Origin of the sequence: Tropicibacter naphthalenivorans (assembly GCF_900176475.1) — a bacterium.
Classification (GTDB): domain Bacteria; phylum Pseudomonadota; class Alphaproteobacteria; order Rhodobacterales; family Rhodobacteraceae; genus Tropicibacter; species Tropicibacter naphthalenivorans.
Genome location: NZ_FWXX01000019.1, coordinates 1 through 14,654, shown reverse-complemented (window position 1 = coordinate 14,654; position 14,654 = coordinate 1). Strand labels below are relative to the sequence as shown.

Here is a 14,654-nt window from a genome sequence, read left to right as displayed (position 1 = left end):
CTTAGATGTCCTGCGGTTTGAAATCGGCCGCGGCCGAGGGCATGACGTTCTGCAAAAGGGTCACGGATTTCTCCAGACCTTCCAAAGAGTTAAGCAAAACGTCCTCGTGTTCGATCGACAGCCAGCCGTCGTAGCCACCCATTTTCAGGCGATAGCAGAACTGCCGCCACCATTCCTCGCCATGGCCAAAGCCGAGCGTGATGTAGGACCAAGAGCGCGCCGGGATATCCATGAGCGAGCCGTTTTCCAGCAAGGAGGTGGTCGCCTGCTTGGGCGCGTTCAAAAAGGTGTCCTTGGCGTGGACGTGGTAGACCGCGTCGCCAAGCGCTTCGGCAGCGATCAGCGGGTCCGCGCCCATCCAGAACAGGTGCGACGGGTCGAGGTTCGCGCCGATCACCGGGCCAACCGCGTCACGCAGCTTGAACAGCGAGGGCACGTTGTAGACGCACTGGTTGCCGTGCAGTTCCAGCGCGATCTGCTCGACACCGTTTTCCTGGGCCAGCGCGACGATTTCCGTCCAGAAGGGGATGAGCTTTTCTTCCCACTGGTAGCGCAGAATGTCCTGCGTTTCCGGCGGCCAGCTGCTGACAACCCAGTTCGGCATCACGTCATTTGCGCTGCCCGCAGGCAGGCCGGACATGGTGCAGACCTTTTTGATGCCCATTTCCCCGGCGACGCGGATGGTGTCGCGCAGATCGTTGCCCTGCTTGGGGTCGGTGGGGTGCAGCGGGTTGCCGTTGGCATTTAGGCTGATGATCTCAAGGCCATGATCGGCCAGCTTGGCGGAATAGTCCTTTTGCGCCAGAGGCTTGCCCAGCATGTCGGCCAGCTTGAAGTGCGGCGCGGTGGACCAGCCACAGGTGTTGATCTCTAGCCCTTCGACGCCCATGGCTTGGGCGTTCGCCAGCAGTTCGTCAAAGCCCATGCCGCCGAGGCTGTCGGTTACGAAACCAAGCTTCATTTGTAGAACTCCGGCTTGGCGATCAGGGTGATGTCCTGACGGGACCCTGACTCAAGCGCCTTGACGCCGGTTTCCGCGATCACGGCGGCGGCGTAGCCATCCCAGCTAGAGGACGCGAGCGCCGGGTAATCGCCCCCCTGAACCCACGCGAGGAAGGCGCGGTTCTGCTGGCGGTAGGCTTCGGCGTAACGGTCGCGCCAGTCGGGGTCGTGGCCCACGGACTTGGTCGCATCCTTGTCGAGACGGGTGTAGCTGACGTGGTTGGTCGCGATGGACCCGGTTTCGCCCACCAGCTCGGCCTTGACGTCATAGCCGTAGGCGGCGTTGTTGTTCACCTCGATGGTGACGATCTGATTGTCGGCGGTCTGCACAACCATCACAACCGGCGCGACCTTGTCGTCAGAGCGCTTGGGCTGGGTGGCGGTGATGCTGACGGCCTCAGAGTCCAGCATGTAGCGCAGGATGTCGAACTCATGCGGGGCGCTGTTCGTGATCGCCATGGCGCCGGTGAAGTCGCCCGCCGGGGTTGCGCCATTGCGGTGCCAGTTGTGTAGCATCAGGGCGCGGCCAATGGTGCCGTCTTTCAGCGCACGTTTCATCTGGATGTACGCCGGATCATAGCGGCGCATAAAGCCCAGCATGACATGACGCGATCCTGCGGCCTCTTCGGCCTTCATCACGTCGAGACACTCGGCAGAGGACTGCGACAGCGGCTTTTCGCACATCACCTTTTTCCCGGCCTTGATGCAGGCAAGGCTCAGCGGCGCGTGGGTAAAGTCGGGGCTGGCGACGATCACCGCATCCACGTCATCGCGGGCGATGACGCCTTCGGGGTCGGTGGCCGCCTCTGCGCCATACTGGTCGGCAATGGCCTGCGCGCGGGCGGCGTCCATGTCACACACCACCGACAGCTTTGCGCCGGGCAGATCCTCGGCAACGATGCGGGCATGGTCAGCGCCCATGATCCCGGCGCCGATAACGGCAATACGAATTGTCATGTTTGTCTCACTCAAAGGGTCGCGGGCGCGACCGTGTGTCAGGCCGCATGGCGCGAAGGGAGGAAGGACCGCGCCATGCGGTGGCAGAAAGGGCTCGCCCCGCAGGACGCGCCCCTTTGGTCAGTGGGCAGGCTCGGGGACGTGGCCGTCGTGGGTTTCCATGTAGCCTTCGATGTTGGCTTCGAGATCGGCCATGGATTCGCCCCCCGCCATGAGATCGGCGATCTCTTCGCGGGACTTGGCCCCCTTGCGGAAATCGGCGGCGATGGCGCCCCGGATCAGCACGGCAAAGTGGTCGCCCACGGCCATGGCGTGCATCACCTGATGGGTGATGAAGATCACCGCCAGCCCGCGCCGCTTGGCCTCGTTGACGATGCGCAGCACGTGGGCCGCCTGCTTGACGCCCAGCGCGGCGGTCGGCTCGTCGAGGATCAGAACGCGCGCGCCGAAATACACCGCGCGGGCGATGGCCAGCGACTGGCGCTCGCCTCCCGACAGGCCGCCCACCAGGCGGTCGCCGTCGGTGATCCGGGTGATGCCCATCTTTTGGACCTGCTCTACCGCGATCCGGTTGGCCTTTTGCCGGTCGAAGACCTTGAAGGGACCAACCCCCTTGGTCGGCTCGTTCCCCGCAAAGAAGTTGCGGCCCACGGACATCAGCGGATAGGTGCCGCCGAACTGGTGCACCGTGGCAATGCCCATTTCCTGCGCGTCGCGCGGGCGGTCAAAGTGGACGGGATTGCCATCCATCAGCATCTCGCCGCGGGTGGGCTGGTGCACGCCGGACAGGGTCTTGATCAGCGTGGACTTGCCCGCGCCGTTGTCGCCCAGCAGGCAGAGCACCTCTCCTTGGTTCACCTTAAGGCTGATTTCGTGCAGAACGTCGATGGGGCCAAAGCTCTTGTCGACTTTGCGCATTTCCAGGACGGGGGTCTTGTTGTCAGACATCGCGGGTGCCCTCACTTTTTCTTGGTCGACGCGCTGGTCGCGAGGTTACGGAAGGTGTCGTTCATCAGGACCGCCACAAGCAGCAGCGCGCCGATGAAAAGCATGTTCAGGTCTTTGTCGAAGGCGGTGAAGTTGATGCCCTGGAACACGATGCCAAAGGTCAGCGTGCCAAACACAACGCCGGTCACGGTGCCAAAGCCCCCGGTCAGCAGCACCCCGCCCACGACCACGCAGATGATGGTGTTAAAGATCATGCCGAACTGGGTGGTGGTCGATGCCGTGTTGGCCAGCACCGCCTCTGTCATGCCCACCAGCGCAGCGGCCATGGCAGACAGCATGAACAGCGCGATCTTGAGCTTGTCGGTGGGGATGCCAGCGTTGCGGGCGCTGTCCTCGTCGCCGCCCATGGCGAGAATCCAGTTCCCCCAAGGCGAGACATGCAGCACGTAAAAGCACCCGATGGCCACGGCGATCCAGATAAAGAAAGAGCTTTGCAGGCTGCGAAAGATGGTAAACGCGCTGTCGCCGTCGCCGAGGATCAGCGAGTGGTAGTCACCAAGGATGAACTCTGACACCACGCCCGCGTCGGGCAAGCTATGCTGGGTGGTGCCCGCGACCTGCTTGGACAGGTAGGCGTTCAGACCGGCCACCACGAACAGCGTCGCCAGCGTCACGATCAGCGACGGCACCTGCGTGCGCGTCACCAGCATCCCGTTGACCCAGCCAATGGCCGCCGCCACGACAAAGCTGAACAGCACGCCCATCCAGATGTTAAAGCCAAAGTGCTCGACCGACATGGCCAACACGATGCCGCCCGCCGGGATCAGCGCCCCGACTGAGATGTCCAGCTCTCCGGCGATCATCAAAAAGGCGATGGGGATCGCGATGATGCCAACCTTGGAGGCAAAGTTCAGCCAGGTGGACGACCCAAGCGCGGTCAGAAAGTTCTTATCGACCCCGAAATAGCCGAAGAACAGGAAAATCAGGATGAAACCGGCAGCGGCCCCCGCTTCGGGGCGTCTGAAAAGGTCCAGCAGCGAAAAGCTGCTTGCCGGGCCAGATGCCGGGCTGTCGGTCTCTTTGGTGTCTGCCATGGTCATTACGGGTCCCTCGGAGGTGCAGATGGATAAATCTCAGCCGACTTCGCGGCCTTTGGGTGGGTTCGACCCGCCGGGGGCCGAACCAGATCGCGGTTAGCGTGCGCCCAGCGCTGCGCCTGCCTTGACGGCGTCCACGTTGGCCGCGTCGATGATCGCCGGGCCGGTCAGCACCGGATCGGTCGAAATCTCGGTGCCGAACTTGAGGTGCGCGAACAACATCGACGTGGCGAGGAAGCCTTGCAGGTAAGGCTGCTGGTCGATGGCCATGGTCTGGGTGCCCGCCGAGATGCGGTCCAGCGAAGCGGGCGAGAAGTCAAACGCGCCGATCATGATGTCCATGCCGGTCTGCTCGACCGCGTTGGCCCCTGCCGCCGCGCCGAAGTCCGCGCAAGAGATCACCGCGTCGATCGAGCTGTCGCCGATGAACTCGGCCTTGAACGCCTCTGCGGTGCCGGTCACGTCGCCGTCAAGGTTGGCCGGGGTGTTCAGCACGGTGGCTTTGATGCCCGCTTCGGCTGCCGCATCGACCACGCCCTGGCAGCGCTGTTCCAGGTTGATCGCGCCGGGCACCTGGATGTGGCACAGGATATGCTCGGCCCCGTTTTCGGCCATGTACTTGCCGCCGCCAAAGCCCGCTTCGTATTCATCCGAGCCAAAGTAGTTGATCGCGCCGATGTCAGCCTTGACCGGCAGGCCAGAGTTGTACTGCATGATCTTGATGCCCTGCTCGGCCGCAGCTTGCAGCGCGGGGACCTGCGCGTCCGGCACCCAGACCGGGATCGCGATGCCATCGACGCCCTGCGCCACGGCCTGGTTGATCAGGGTCACCAGATCCGGGCCAAAGTTTTCATAGTTCTGGGTGCGCAGGTACTGCACCGAACCGCCGTTGGCCGTGACCATATGGGTGGCGTCATCCACGCCCTTCTTGATCTTGTCCATAAAGGCGTCTTCGATCGAGCCTGCGATCACGGCGATGTCCTGCGCCATGGCCGTGGTGGACATCAGGGCAGCGACAGAGGCTGCAAGGATGGTCTTGGTAAATGTCATGTCGAATTCCTCCTCTGGTACCCGTCTTGGCGACGGGTCGACACGTGATCGGCCAACGGCCGGGCAAACAAACGCGTGCCCGGAAAAGCCGACATGAACGGCCCCCGGTTGCGCGCAATCAGAGCTTTGTTATGGCTGTGCGGCCTGCCCTTCCGCCCGCGAATGCGGCTCCTCCGGAGGGCGTGGCCGCGTCCTCCAACTCTGCGACATATTATCCAGATTGCGTTAACATCTGGAAAGGTGATGCGTCGGGATTTTGTGATGTGATTTACATGAAAATTTGCGCGCTGGGCGTTTTGTGCGTTTATAGACAAGTTAGAAATTGCAAGTAGACTCACTTCGCTTTCTGATGCGAAACCCATCAAAGAGGAGAGACCCCCTTGTCCGACACGCGCCCCGATCCCCGGTGGAAAGGCCCCACCGTCGCCAAGATTGCCGAGCTGGCCGGGGTGGGCACTGCCTCTGTGGATCGGGTGCTGAACAACCGTCCGGGCGTCAAGGAAAAGACCCGGCAAAAGGTGATGGCCGCCTACGAAAAACTGTCCCTCGAAAAAGAGACGGGGCGCACGCTGGACCTGCGATTTTTCTGCGAATCCGGCGAGACGTTCATCGCCGCTATGGAACAGGCCGTGGACCGCGTGAACCGGACGCTGGCCGGGGCGCATATCACCTCGCATTGCGTGCCCACCAGCCGGATGAACCCGGCACAGTTCGCCCGCCAGGTGGAACAGGACTGCGCCGAGGCCGACGGGGTGCTGGTGATCGCGCGCGAGCATCCGGCGGTAAACCGTGCCATGCGCAAGCTGGTGGGCAAGGGCGCAGGTGTCGTCTGCCTGACCACCGATCTGCCGTCCTCTCGTCGCTCGGCCTATATCGGCAACGACCAGCACGCGGCGGGCAGCGTTGCGGCCTTTCTCATCGGGCAAATCCTGCCCAAGACCCCCGGAAAGATCCTGATCGTCATGAGCGAGGCCTTTCGCGCCCAGCAAGAGCGCGAGATGGGGTTTCGCCGGGTGCTGCGGGCCGAATTCCCGCACCTCAAGATCGACGAGCGTGTCGTGGCCGATGACCAGCCCGAAACCGTGCGCAAGCAGTTGCTGGCCTATTTCGCCGAAGGCAACGCGCCCGCGGCGGTCTACAACACGGCCGGGGCGAACCGCGGGGTGGGCATGGCGCTGACAGAGTCGGGGCTGGTGGACCGTACGATCTTTGTCGGGCACGAGCTGACCGGGCATTCGCGGGCGCTGCTCGAGGCGGGGGTGATGGATTACGTGATCTCGCACGACTACACCCAAGAGGTCATGCAGGCCGCCCAGTGGCTTGTGCAATTCCGCCAAGGGGTCACGGTAGACCCGGCCTTTTCGCAGATCCTCGTGCACACCAAGTACAACTGCGACCTCTGAGGCACGTCCGGCCTCGCCTTGGGGCGCATGGGACAGGGACGTGGACACTGGCATCGCATATCCCCTCAGGCGGACTTGGACTTGTTCGAGACCATGGACAGGGCCAGCGCGCGAAAGCTTTCGTTCATGGCGACGGCGATCAGCAGCGTCAGGCCGATGATCAGGTTCGACCAGTTGCGGTCAATGTCGGTGAAGTAGATGCCTTGGTTCACGATGGCGAAGGTCAGCGTGCCGACAAAGATGCCGATCACCGATCCAAAGCCCCCGGTCAGCAGCGTACCGCCCACGACCACGCTGACGATCACGTTGAAAATGATGTTCATGCCGCCCGACACCTGTGCCGAGTTGAACAGGATGGCTTGGCACATGCCGACAAACGTGGCCGAGGTCGCGGACAGGATGAACAGGACAATGGTCATGCGATCCACCGGGATCCCAGCGTTGCGGGCGCTGTCACGGTCGCCGCCCATGGCGAACAGCCAGTTGCCAAAACGCTGGCGGTGCACCACGAACCAGAACACCAGCGCAATGGCGATCCACCACAGGATGATGATCTGATGACTGCCGCCGATCAGCCGCCCAAAGGTGAACTTGGCCCAATCGGGCGCGGTGATCGCCACGCTGGCGGCCCCGGTCATCACCTTGGACGCGGTCAACACGATCCCCTGCATCGCCACCAGCGTGCCAAGGGTGATGATCAGCGACGGCACGGTGGTGCGGATGGTCAAAAGACCATTGATCGTCCCGACGATCACCCCAAGGCCCAGCGCGCAAAGCATCCCCACAACGATCGGCAGCTCAAAGTGGCCCGACACGATCGCCACGGTCATCGACCCCGCCGGGATCATGGCGCCAATCGAGATGTCCAGCTCTCCGGCCATCATCAATAGCCCCACCGGGATCGCGACAATCCCGAGGTTGGCGGCAAAATTCACCCAGGACGCCGCGCCCATCAGCGACACGAAATCCACGCCGCCAAAGACCACAAAGAACATCAGGATGCCGATCAGGCTCAGCACCGCGCCCGCGCCCGGCTGGCGAATGAAAGCTGCAAAAGCGTCGCGCATGGCTCAACTTCCCTTCTTTTTGGTGGCATAGGACAGGGCGAGCGCGCGAAAACTGTCGTTCGACATCACCGCGATCAACAGCAGCGCCCCGATGATGATAGACCCATAGTTCGGGTCGATCCCGGAAAAGAAGATGCCTTGGTTTACGATGGCAAAAGTCAGCGTTCCCAACAGGATACCAATGACAGAGCCAGAGCCTCCAGTCAGCAGCACGCCGCCGATGACAACGCACATGATCGAGTTGAAGATAAACGCCTGCCCCGCCGCGACCTGCGCGCTGCCAAAGGTCAGGACCTGGCTGACCCCGACAAAGGCGGCGGCAAACCCGCTGAGCATATAAAGCGCGACGGTGGTCTGCGCGACCGGGATGCCGGCGTTGCGGGCGCTGTCCCTGTCGCCGCCCAGCGCGAACACCCAGTTGCCCCACGGCGAGAGGTGCAAAAAGAACCACACCAGCCCCGCAAACCCAAGCCACCAAAAGATCGTGGCGCGGAACATGTAGTTGATCGAAGAGCCCAGCAGCGTCTTGGCCAGCGGATCGGGCGTCATGAACACCCCGGTGCTGCCCGCGATCATCACGGTAAAGCCCAGCGTCAGCCCCATGACCGCGAACATCGTGCCGATGGTGATGATCAGCGACGGGATAGAGGTGCGCGTCACCAGCTGGCCGTTGACAAAGCCGACGCCCACACCCACCGCGAGCCCGGCAAAGACCCCGTACCACGTGGGCAAATCATAATGCCCCGACACCAGCGCGCAGGTCAGCGCCGCCGCAGGCACCACCGCCCCCACAGAGATGTCCAGCTCTCCGGCGATCATGAGCAGACCGACCGGCAGCGCGATGATGCCCACCTCTGCGGCCATCGTCAAAAAGGCGGACCAGCCCGGCGCGCCAAGGAACACCTTGCCGCCGAGGACTGCGAAAAACACGTAAACCACCAGTGTGCCGATCAGCGTGCCGAACTCTGGTCGGCGGATCAGGCCGCCGAAGCGGGCCGACAGACCGGCGGTGTGTGTGGATTGAGATGACATGGCTCTCCCCGTCCCCGCCTGCGCGGCGTGGTTCCTTTGTCAAAAGAGCCGCGCGTGGGTCGCGCGGCCCCGTTGCTATGTGCGTGTCAGCGGGTGCCCTGCGTGGCCCCGGCCATGGTCGCGGCGATGTTCGACGCATCCACGACCCCCGGACCGGTCAGGATCTCGCGCGTGGGGATCGACAGGCCATAGTTGATGTGGCCGTTCAGGATCGACACTGCGTAAAAGCCCTGCTGATAGCCCTGCTGGTCGATGGCACAACTTTGCTGGCCGTTCGAAATCTGGCTCAGGATCGCTTCGTCAAAGTTGATGCCGCAAACCTGAACCTGGCCGGCTTTGCCCGCCTGCTGGATGCCCTGCACGATGCCGACCGCGTCAAGGTTCGCCGTGGCGAACACCGCGTCGATCTCGGGGTTTTGCAGCAGATGCGCGCGCACGGCCTGCGCGACGGCAGTCACGTTGCCTTGTGCGGTGGCGGGCAGAGGCATGGTCGACGCGGTCTTGCCCGCGTTTTCCATGCCCTCGGCAAACCCGTTGCAATAGTCTTCGATGTTGGCCGCACCCGGCAGCGAGTTGACGCACAACCCGTTGCTTGCGCCGTTGTTGCCCAGCCATTCGCCGCCCGCGACGCCCGCCAGATAGTCCACCGCGCCCACATAGTTCAGCGCGCCGAGGCGGTCCGCCGCGTCAATGCCGCCCGCGTTGTAGATCACCAGCGGGATGCCCGCCTCGACCACCGCTTCGAACGCCGGGTCCATCGCTTCGGGCACCCAGTTCGGGCCAACGACGCCATCGGCGCCTTGGTCGATGGCCTGCCGGATCAGCTCTGCCGCGTCCACGCCAAGGTTGTCGTAGTTCTGCGGACCAAGCCAGGTGACAGAGCCGCCCTGCGCCTCGACAACGAGGGCCGCATCTTCGGCGCCGCGCTTGACGATGGACCAGAACGGATCATCCGGCTTGCCCCCGATCACAAAGATGTCCGCGCCGCCGTGGCTTTCGGCCAGAACGCCGGTGGCACCAAAGGCCAGCGCGACGGTGGTCGCAAGAATGGTGCTGAGTTTCATGGTATTTCCTCCCTAACAAAGGCCGCTCCTCAACGGCCCGACTATGTGGCGCGCATATCCCCCGCGCCGCGGCGCTTTACGCTGCCGGGGTCGCCTTGGCCTGCTTGGCTTTCAGCTTTTCCTTCTTGGCGCGAAAGCGCGCTTTCATCTGCTCGTCCGCCGCCTTGGACCCGTCGTGCCAAGTGCCGAACCACTTATCGAGCGGGACCAGACCTTCGCCGCCGTAGTTCACCTCAAAGTACTTGTGGTGCAGGTAATGGGCGTAGGCGTGGCTATCGAGCGTCTTGGCCCCTTCGCCGTCCAGTTCGAGCTTTTCAAAGCCGATGTGGCCGTTGATCGCGCCATAGGCGGTGGAATTCATCTGGAACAGCGCCACGATCGGGTTCGACGGGATCAGCAGGTGCCACAGGATTTCCGCGTGGAACGCCGTGGCTTCGACCCAGTGCATGGACATGGACGACCACGGGCTGGGATTGATCGAATTGTGGTGCACCGAGTGAATCCACTTGTACAGCGGCTGCTGGTGGATCAGCCAGTGAATGCAGAAAAAATGCACCTCGTGGATCGCCGGCACCAGCAGCGTCAGCACCGCCAGCCACAGCCAGCTGTCCTGCCAGTTCAGCCAGCCGAACGCGTGGATGCCATTGGTAAAGCACCACAGAAACAGCACCTGGATCAGCGTCCAGATCGGGATCGCCACAAAGAAGGACCGCAAGAAGTTGTCTAGGTTCTGGCTTTTGAACCAAAACACGTCAGACGGGTTTTCGGACGGGAACTTGGCGTTGTACTTGAACCGCGTGCCCTGCTTGCGCTTGACGTAGTAGAACAGCTCAACCGAGCCATACATGACAAAGATACCGCCCGCGTTCACCGCATACAGGATCAGCGTCCACATCAGATTAAAGTCTTGGAATGCCGCGAGGTTGGGCTGGATCAGCAGCCCCCAATAGGCCAGCGTCACCGCCATGTGGAACAGGTTCCACGGCCAGAAATAGTCGATGACAAAATGCTTCATCTGGCCCCATTTGCCTTCCCAGAAGGGGGCGATGTTCAGGGGCTTGTTCGGGGCCCAATTGCCGCGTTTGTCGCGCGTTCCAAACTGTAGATCATCCATTGGGTCGCTCCTCCCTTTGTACTGCGGCTTGGTGTGTTTCGCACCAAACCGGGTTGAGGGACTATTGACGGAGTGACCCGTATCAAATCAATATTGATGAGTGGACAACACCACTTTAACCTCAAAACGTACCATGAAGAGGGCAAAATGAAACGAAATGAAACGGACCGCTCGTGATGCGCCGACCGACGATCCCCGACCTTGCAAGGGCGGCTGGCGTGTCTGTTTCCACCGTCAATCGCGTCATCAACCAAGCCGACTCCGTGCGCAAACCGACCCGCGACCGGGTGCTGGCCGCAGCGCAGGACATCGGCTTTTACGGAATTGGCAGCATCGAGCATTCGGTCAGAAAAGCCCGGGAAACTCATACACTTGGCGTCCTGCTGCACCAACAATCGCGGACCTTTTACCGCAACCTCGCCGCCGCCCTGCATCGCGCCGCCGACAGTGATCCGACGCGCGCGATCAAGCTGCGCGTGGACTTTGTCGAGGACCTCTCGCCCGACAATATGGCCGCGCAACTGACCGCTTTGGGGGCCGAGTGTGACGCGGTCGCGCTGGTCGGGGCGGAACACCCGCTGCTGTCTGATGCCATCGATTCGCTCTTGGATCGCGGCGTGCCAGTGGTTGGCATGATTGCGCCCTTGTCGGCGCGCGGGAACGTCGGCTTTGTCGGGCTGGACAACCGCAAGGTCGGGCGCACGGCGGGCTGGGCCTTTGACAAGATCATCAAAGAACCGGGCAAAATCGGGATTTTGCTGGGCAACCCGCGCTACCGAAACCAAGAGATGAACGAGAGCGGCTTTCGATCCTACCTGCGCGAGAACAACGACGCCTTTACCCTGCTAGAGCCGCTGTCGACCTATGAATCCGCCGCCGCCGCGCGTGAGTTGACCGAAAAGCTGCTGACCGAGCACCCGGATCTTTGCGGCCTCTTCGTGTCGGGCGGCGGGATCACCGGCGCGATTGCCGCATTGCGGGCCGTGCCGCACCGCAAGGACTTTGTCGCGGTGGGGTACGAGCTGTTCGACACCACGCGCGCGGCGCTGATCGACGGCACGCTGACGATGGTCCTCTCGCATCCGATGGACGACTTCGCGCGTCAGACCATCGCCACGCTGATCAAGGCCAAGAAGGCCGGACCAGAGGCCGGCGCCCAGCGCACGATCCTGGGGTTCGAGCTGTATACCGCCGAAAATGTCTAAGCCCCGGCCGCGCGTGGCAGCAAAACCACGTGACAAGGCGTTGAAGGCCGCGCGCAGACGTCTAATCTTAGCGGTATGACACGCCGCGACACCATACGCGCCTTTTTGCGCCGCGCCGCCACCTTGGGGGCGTTTATCGCCCTGCTTTGGGCGGTTCAGGTGCTCAACTGGGTCACCGGCTATGGGATGAACCTGAGCTTTGGCCTGATCCCCCGGCAGATCGGCGGGCTAGATGGGGTGATCGCCATGCCCTTGCTGCACGGAAGCTTTGCCCATCTTGCGGCCAACACCCCCCCGCTGTTGGTCATGGGCGGGCTGCTTGTGGCAACGACGACGCGGGCTTTGCTGGCGGTGAACGCCGTGGTCGTGGGCTTGGGCGGCGCGCTGGTTTGGCTGTTTGGCAGTCCCGCGATTCACATCGGCGCGTCGGGGCTGGTGTTCGGCTGGTTCGGCTTTCTGGTGGTGCGCGGGTTGGTCGACCGCTCATTGGTCACGCTGGGCGTGGCGTTCCTTGTCGGCGGCCTCTATGGGGCGATGATCTGGGGCGTGTTGCCCGGCCAACCCGGCGTCTCGTGGGAGGCGCACCTGTTTGGCGCCCTTGCGGGGGCGGTCGCCGCCGTGATCCTGCGCACCCATGTCCGCGCCCCGCGTATTGGGCGCGCCGCCCCGTGACACCGAACAACAAGGCGACACGCCCATGACCGCCCCGCAAGTCGAACGTCTCTACCTCGACTTCGACAGTTTCTTTGCCTCTGCCGAGCAGCATTTCAACCCGGACCTGCGCGGCCAGCCCTTGGGCGTCGTGCCGCTGGATTCGCCGCACACCAGCTGCATCGCCGTCAGCCGCGAAGCCAAGGCGCGCGGCGTCAAATCCGGTGCATCGATCCGCGAGGCGCGCGCCATCCTGCCGGACATGGTCTTTGTCATCGCGCGGCACGACGCCTATGTCCGCCTGCACAAGCGCATCCTGGATGTGGTGGGCAGCATCCTGCCCGTGGCAAAGGTGCGGTCAATCGACGAAGTGGTCTGCCACCTGACCCCGGCGGAGGCCGCGCAGGGCAAGGCGCTGTCCGACCGCATCAAAACCGCGCTGCGCGACGCGTTTAGCCCAGCGCTGACCTGCTCGATCGGCATGGCTCCGACGGAAATGCTCGCCAAGGTGGGGGCCGAGATGAACAAGCCCGACGGCTTTTCCTTGATCGAGGCGCGGGATCTGCCGGGGTGCCTGTCGCATCTCGACCTGCGTGACCTGCCGGGGATTTCCAAGGGGATCGGCGCGCGTCTCGCCGCCGCCGGGGTGCGCGACATCGCGGGCCTGTGGCGGCTGGCCCCGAAACAGGCGCGCAAGTTATGGGGCAATGTCGAGGGCGAACGCTTCTGGAACGAGCTGCATGGCTTTCACGCCGAGCGCCCCGAGACCAAGAAAAGCATGTACGGCCACGGGCGAGTGCTGCCTCGGGATGGGCGCGCGCCTGAGCAGGTCGAAGCCTGCGCCCGGCAACTCTTGCTCAGCGCCGCCCGCCGCCTGCGCCGCGATGACCTGCGCGCCACGCAGTTGACGCTGGGCTTTCGCAGCGGCCGCGGCCCGGACGAGGTGCAATGGAGCTGGCACGACAGCTTTGCCGCCGCCCGCGACGACCGCACCTTTACCCGCGCGCTGTCCAAAGGGCTGGCCGAGGCGCGCCGGTCGCTGCGCTTTTCCCCGCGTGCGGTCCATGTGACGCTGCACGGGCTGGCCTCTGACGATGAGATCACCGGCGATCTGTTCAGCGGTGCGCTGGACGAGGGCGCCGACGACGCCATCCGCGAGAAATGGGAAAAGGTCAGCGACCTGATGGACAGCCTGCGCGCCTCTCATGGGGCCAAGGCCTTGTCGCTTGGCGTGCGCGCGGAGATTCAGGGCGGCTATGTGGGGGCCAAGATCGCCTTTGGCCGCATCCCCGACGAAAGCGATTTCAGCGAAGCCCCGACGCGGGACGAGGACACGCGCTTTTTGTCCTATTAGGTTGGCCCCTCGCGCGCGCCCCTTTGGCCCCTAGTGCTGCGGGCGCTCTGCCCAGCCGGCAAAGATCTTTTCCAGCAGGACCACCACGTAGTACAGGATGATCCCCAGCACCGCGAGCGCGATCAGAACCGCGAACATCAGCGGATAGTTGGAGTTCGTCTGCCCCGACAGGAACAACGCCCCCAGACCCCGCCCATGCGGAGAGATGATCTCGACCAGGTTGGTGCCGATAAAGGCCAGCGTAACCGACACTTTCAACGCGCCAAAGAACTCTGGCAGGGTCTTGGGCAGGGCGATCTTGCGAAAGATCGTGAACCGGCTGGCCCCGAGCGAGCGCAGGATATCGCGGTACTCTGGCTCTAGGGTCGACAGGCCGATGCCCACCGACACGGCAATCGGAAAGAAAGAGATCAGGAACGCCATGAGCACGGTGTTAAAGTTGTGCTGCCCGATGAACAGCAGCGCCAGCACCGGGACCAACGTCGCCTTTGGGATCGCGTTGAAGCCGACCAGCAACGGATACAGCGCATCGCGGGCGATCCGCGAAAAGCCCATGATCATGCCCAGCAACGTGCCGAACAGCACCGCCAGCGCAAGGCCCGCCACCGTGCGCCACAGGGTCTGCCAGCTGCCGATCAGGAACAGGTTCCAGAACTTGGCATAGGCCGCAGGCAGGTCCGACGGCGAGGCCATCACATAGTTCGGCCAGT

Annotated in this window: 14 protein-coding genes; 4 read left to right on the top strand and 10 right to left on the bottom strand. The window is 63.2% G+C overall.

Translation table 11 applies throughout. The features are described 5' to 3' along the window. Position 1: 1 nt before the first annotated feature. From B9A11_RS20110 to B9A11_RS20090, 5 genes are all read right to left on the bottom strand, one after another. Positions 2-961: a sugar phosphate isomerase/epimerase family protein gene (locus B9A11_RS20110; RefSeq protein WP_058249470.1), complete on the bottom strand. Its 960-nt coding sequence runs from the start codon at positions 959-961 to the stop codon at positions 2-4. After that, positions 958-1,959, bottom strand: a complete 1,002-nt coding sequence (locus B9A11_RS20105; RefSeq protein WP_058249469.1) for a Gfo/Idh/MocA family protein — start codon at positions 1,957-1,959, stop codon at positions 958-960. Before B9A11_RS20105 ends, B9A11_RS20110 begins: the two co-directional genes overlap by 4 nt. A 120-nt stretch (positions 1,960-2,079) precedes the next feature. Further along, positions 2,080-2,907, bottom strand: coding sequence for an ATP-binding cassette domain-containing protein (locus tag B9A11_RS20100; protein WP_058249468.1), 828 nt, complete (start codon positions 2,905-2,907; stop codon positions 2,080-2,082). Between the two features lie 11 nt (positions 2,908-2,918). Next, positions 2,919-4,007 (bottom strand): ABC transporter permease, encoded by a 1,089-nt coding sequence (locus B9A11_RS20095; protein ID WP_234988918.1) that lies wholly within the window; start codon positions 4,005-4,007, stop codon positions 2,919-2,921. 93 nt (positions 4,008-4,100) lie between these two features. Further along, positions 4,101-5,054 carry a substrate-binding domain-containing protein gene (locus B9A11_RS20090; protein ID WP_058249467.1) on the bottom strand — a complete coding sequence of 318 codons (954 nt, stop codon included), beginning with the start codon at positions 5,052-5,054 and terminating at the stop codon, positions 4,101-4,103. 380 nt (positions 5,055-5,434) lie between these two features. Here B9A11_RS20090 and B9A11_RS20085 point away from each other — a divergent pair, with 380 nt between their 5' ends. Then, entirely contained in the window at positions 5,435-6,457 is a 1,023-nt protein-coding gene (locus B9A11_RS20085; protein ID WP_058249466.1) for a LacI family DNA-binding transcriptional regulator, read from the top strand. A 65-nt stretch (positions 6,458-6,522) separates the two neighbouring features. On the opposite strand, the gene B9A11_RS20080 is transcribed toward B9A11_RS20085, so the two are convergent. The 4 genes from B9A11_RS20080 to B9A11_RS20065 form a co-directional block, all read right to left on the bottom strand. Continuing rightward, on the bottom strand, positions 6,523-7,524 hold the full coding sequence (locus B9A11_RS20080) for an ABC transporter permease (protein WP_058249465.1): 1,002 nt from the start codon (positions 7,522-7,524) through the stop codon (positions 6,523-6,525). A gap of 3 nt (positions 7,525-7,527) precedes the next feature. After that, positions 7,528-8,556, bottom strand: a complete 1,029-nt coding sequence (locus B9A11_RS20075; RefSeq protein ID WP_058249464.1) for an ABC transporter permease — start codon at positions 8,554-8,556, stop codon at positions 7,528-7,530. Between the two features lie 86 nt (positions 8,557-8,642). Continuing rightward, entirely contained in the window at positions 8,643-9,620 is a 978-nt protein-coding gene (locus B9A11_RS20070; RefSeq protein ID WP_058249463.1) for a substrate-binding domain-containing protein, read from the bottom strand. A 76-nt stretch (positions 9,621-9,696) separates the two neighbouring features. Continuing rightward, a complete protein-coding gene (locus tag B9A11_RS20065) occupies positions 9,697-10,734 on the bottom strand; it encodes a sterol desaturase family protein (RefSeq protein ID WP_058249462.1) in 1,038 nt (345 codons plus the stop codon). Between the two features lie 176 nt (positions 10,735-10,910). Between B9A11_RS20065 and B9A11_RS20060 the strand changes: the two genes are divergently transcribed. From B9A11_RS20060 to B9A11_RS20050, 3 genes are all read left to right on the top strand, one after another. Next, positions 10,911-11,939, top strand: a complete 1,029-nt coding sequence (locus B9A11_RS20060) for a LacI family DNA-binding transcriptional regulator (protein ID WP_058249461.1) — start codon at positions 10,911-10,913, stop codon at positions 11,937-11,939. A 75-nt stretch (positions 11,940-12,014) separates the two neighbouring features. Continuing rightward, positions 12,015-12,611 carry a rhomboid family intramembrane serine protease gene (locus tag B9A11_RS20055; RefSeq protein ID WP_058249460.1) on the top strand — a complete coding sequence of 199 codons (597 nt, stop codon included), beginning with the start codon at positions 12,015-12,017 and terminating at the stop codon, positions 12,609-12,611. Positions 12,612-12,636: 25 nt separating this feature from the next. Continuing rightward, a complete protein-coding gene (locus tag B9A11_RS20050) occupies positions 12,637-13,944 on the top strand; it encodes a Y-family DNA polymerase (RefSeq protein WP_058249495.1) in 1,308 nt (435 codons plus the stop codon). Positions 13,945-13,974: 30 nt separating this feature from the next. On the opposite strand, the gene B9A11_RS20045 is transcribed toward B9A11_RS20050, so the two are convergent. After that, a partial coding sequence (locus B9A11_RS20045; protein ID WP_084662842.1) for an ABC transporter permease occupies positions 13,975-14,654 on the bottom strand: 680 nt, incomplete at its 5' end.

What these genes read in the sequence shown, in the direction of transcription:
- B9A11_RS20065 (WP_058249462.1), bottom strand. Translation starts at nt 10,734, where the DNA reads ATGGATGATCTACAGTTTGGAACGCGCGACAAACGCGGCAATTGGGCC.
- B9A11_RS20080 (WP_058249465.1), bottom strand. Translation starts at nt 7,524, where the DNA reads ATGCGCGACGCTTTTGCAGCTTTCATTCGCCAGCCGGGCGCGGGCGCG.
- B9A11_RS20070 (WP_058249463.1), bottom strand. Translation starts at nt 9,620, where the DNA reads ATGAAACTCAGCACCATTCTTGCGACCACCGTCGCGCTGGCCTTTGGT.
- B9A11_RS20060 (WP_058249461.1), top strand. Translation starts at nt 10,911, where the DNA reads ATGCGCCGACCGACGATCCCCGACCTTGCAAGGGCGGCTGGCGTGTCT.
- B9A11_RS20100 (WP_058249468.1), bottom strand. Translation starts at nt 2,907, where the DNA reads ATGTCTGACAACAAGACCCCCGTCCTGGAAATGCGCAAAGTCGACAAG.
- B9A11_RS20075 (WP_058249464.1), bottom strand. Translation starts at nt 8,556, where the DNA reads ATGTCATCTCAATCCACACACACCGCCGGTCTGTCGGCCCGCTTCGGC.
- B9A11_RS20105 (WP_058249469.1), bottom strand. Translation starts at nt 1,959, where the DNA reads ATGACAATTCGTATTGCCGTTATCGGCGCCGGGATCATGGGCGCTGAC.
- B9A11_RS20110 (WP_058249470.1), bottom strand. Translation starts at nt 961, where the DNA reads ATGAAGCTTGGTTTCGTAACCGACAGCCTCGGCGGCATGGGCTTTGAC.
- B9A11_RS20055 (WP_058249460.1), top strand. Translation starts at nt 12,015, where the DNA reads ATGACACGCCGCGACACCATACGCGCCTTTTTGCGCCGCGCCGCCACC.
- B9A11_RS20050 (WP_058249495.1), top strand. Translation starts at nt 12,637, where the DNA reads ATGACCGCCCCGCAAGTCGAACGTCTCTACCTCGACTTCGACAGTTTC.
- B9A11_RS20095 (WP_234988918.1), bottom strand. Translation starts at nt 4,007, where the DNA reads ATGACCATGGCAGACACCAAAGAGACCGACAGCCCGGCATCTGGCCCG.
- B9A11_RS20090 (WP_058249467.1), bottom strand. Translation starts at nt 5,054, where the DNA reads ATGACATTTACCAAGACCATCCTTGCAGCCTCTGTCGCTGCCCTGATG.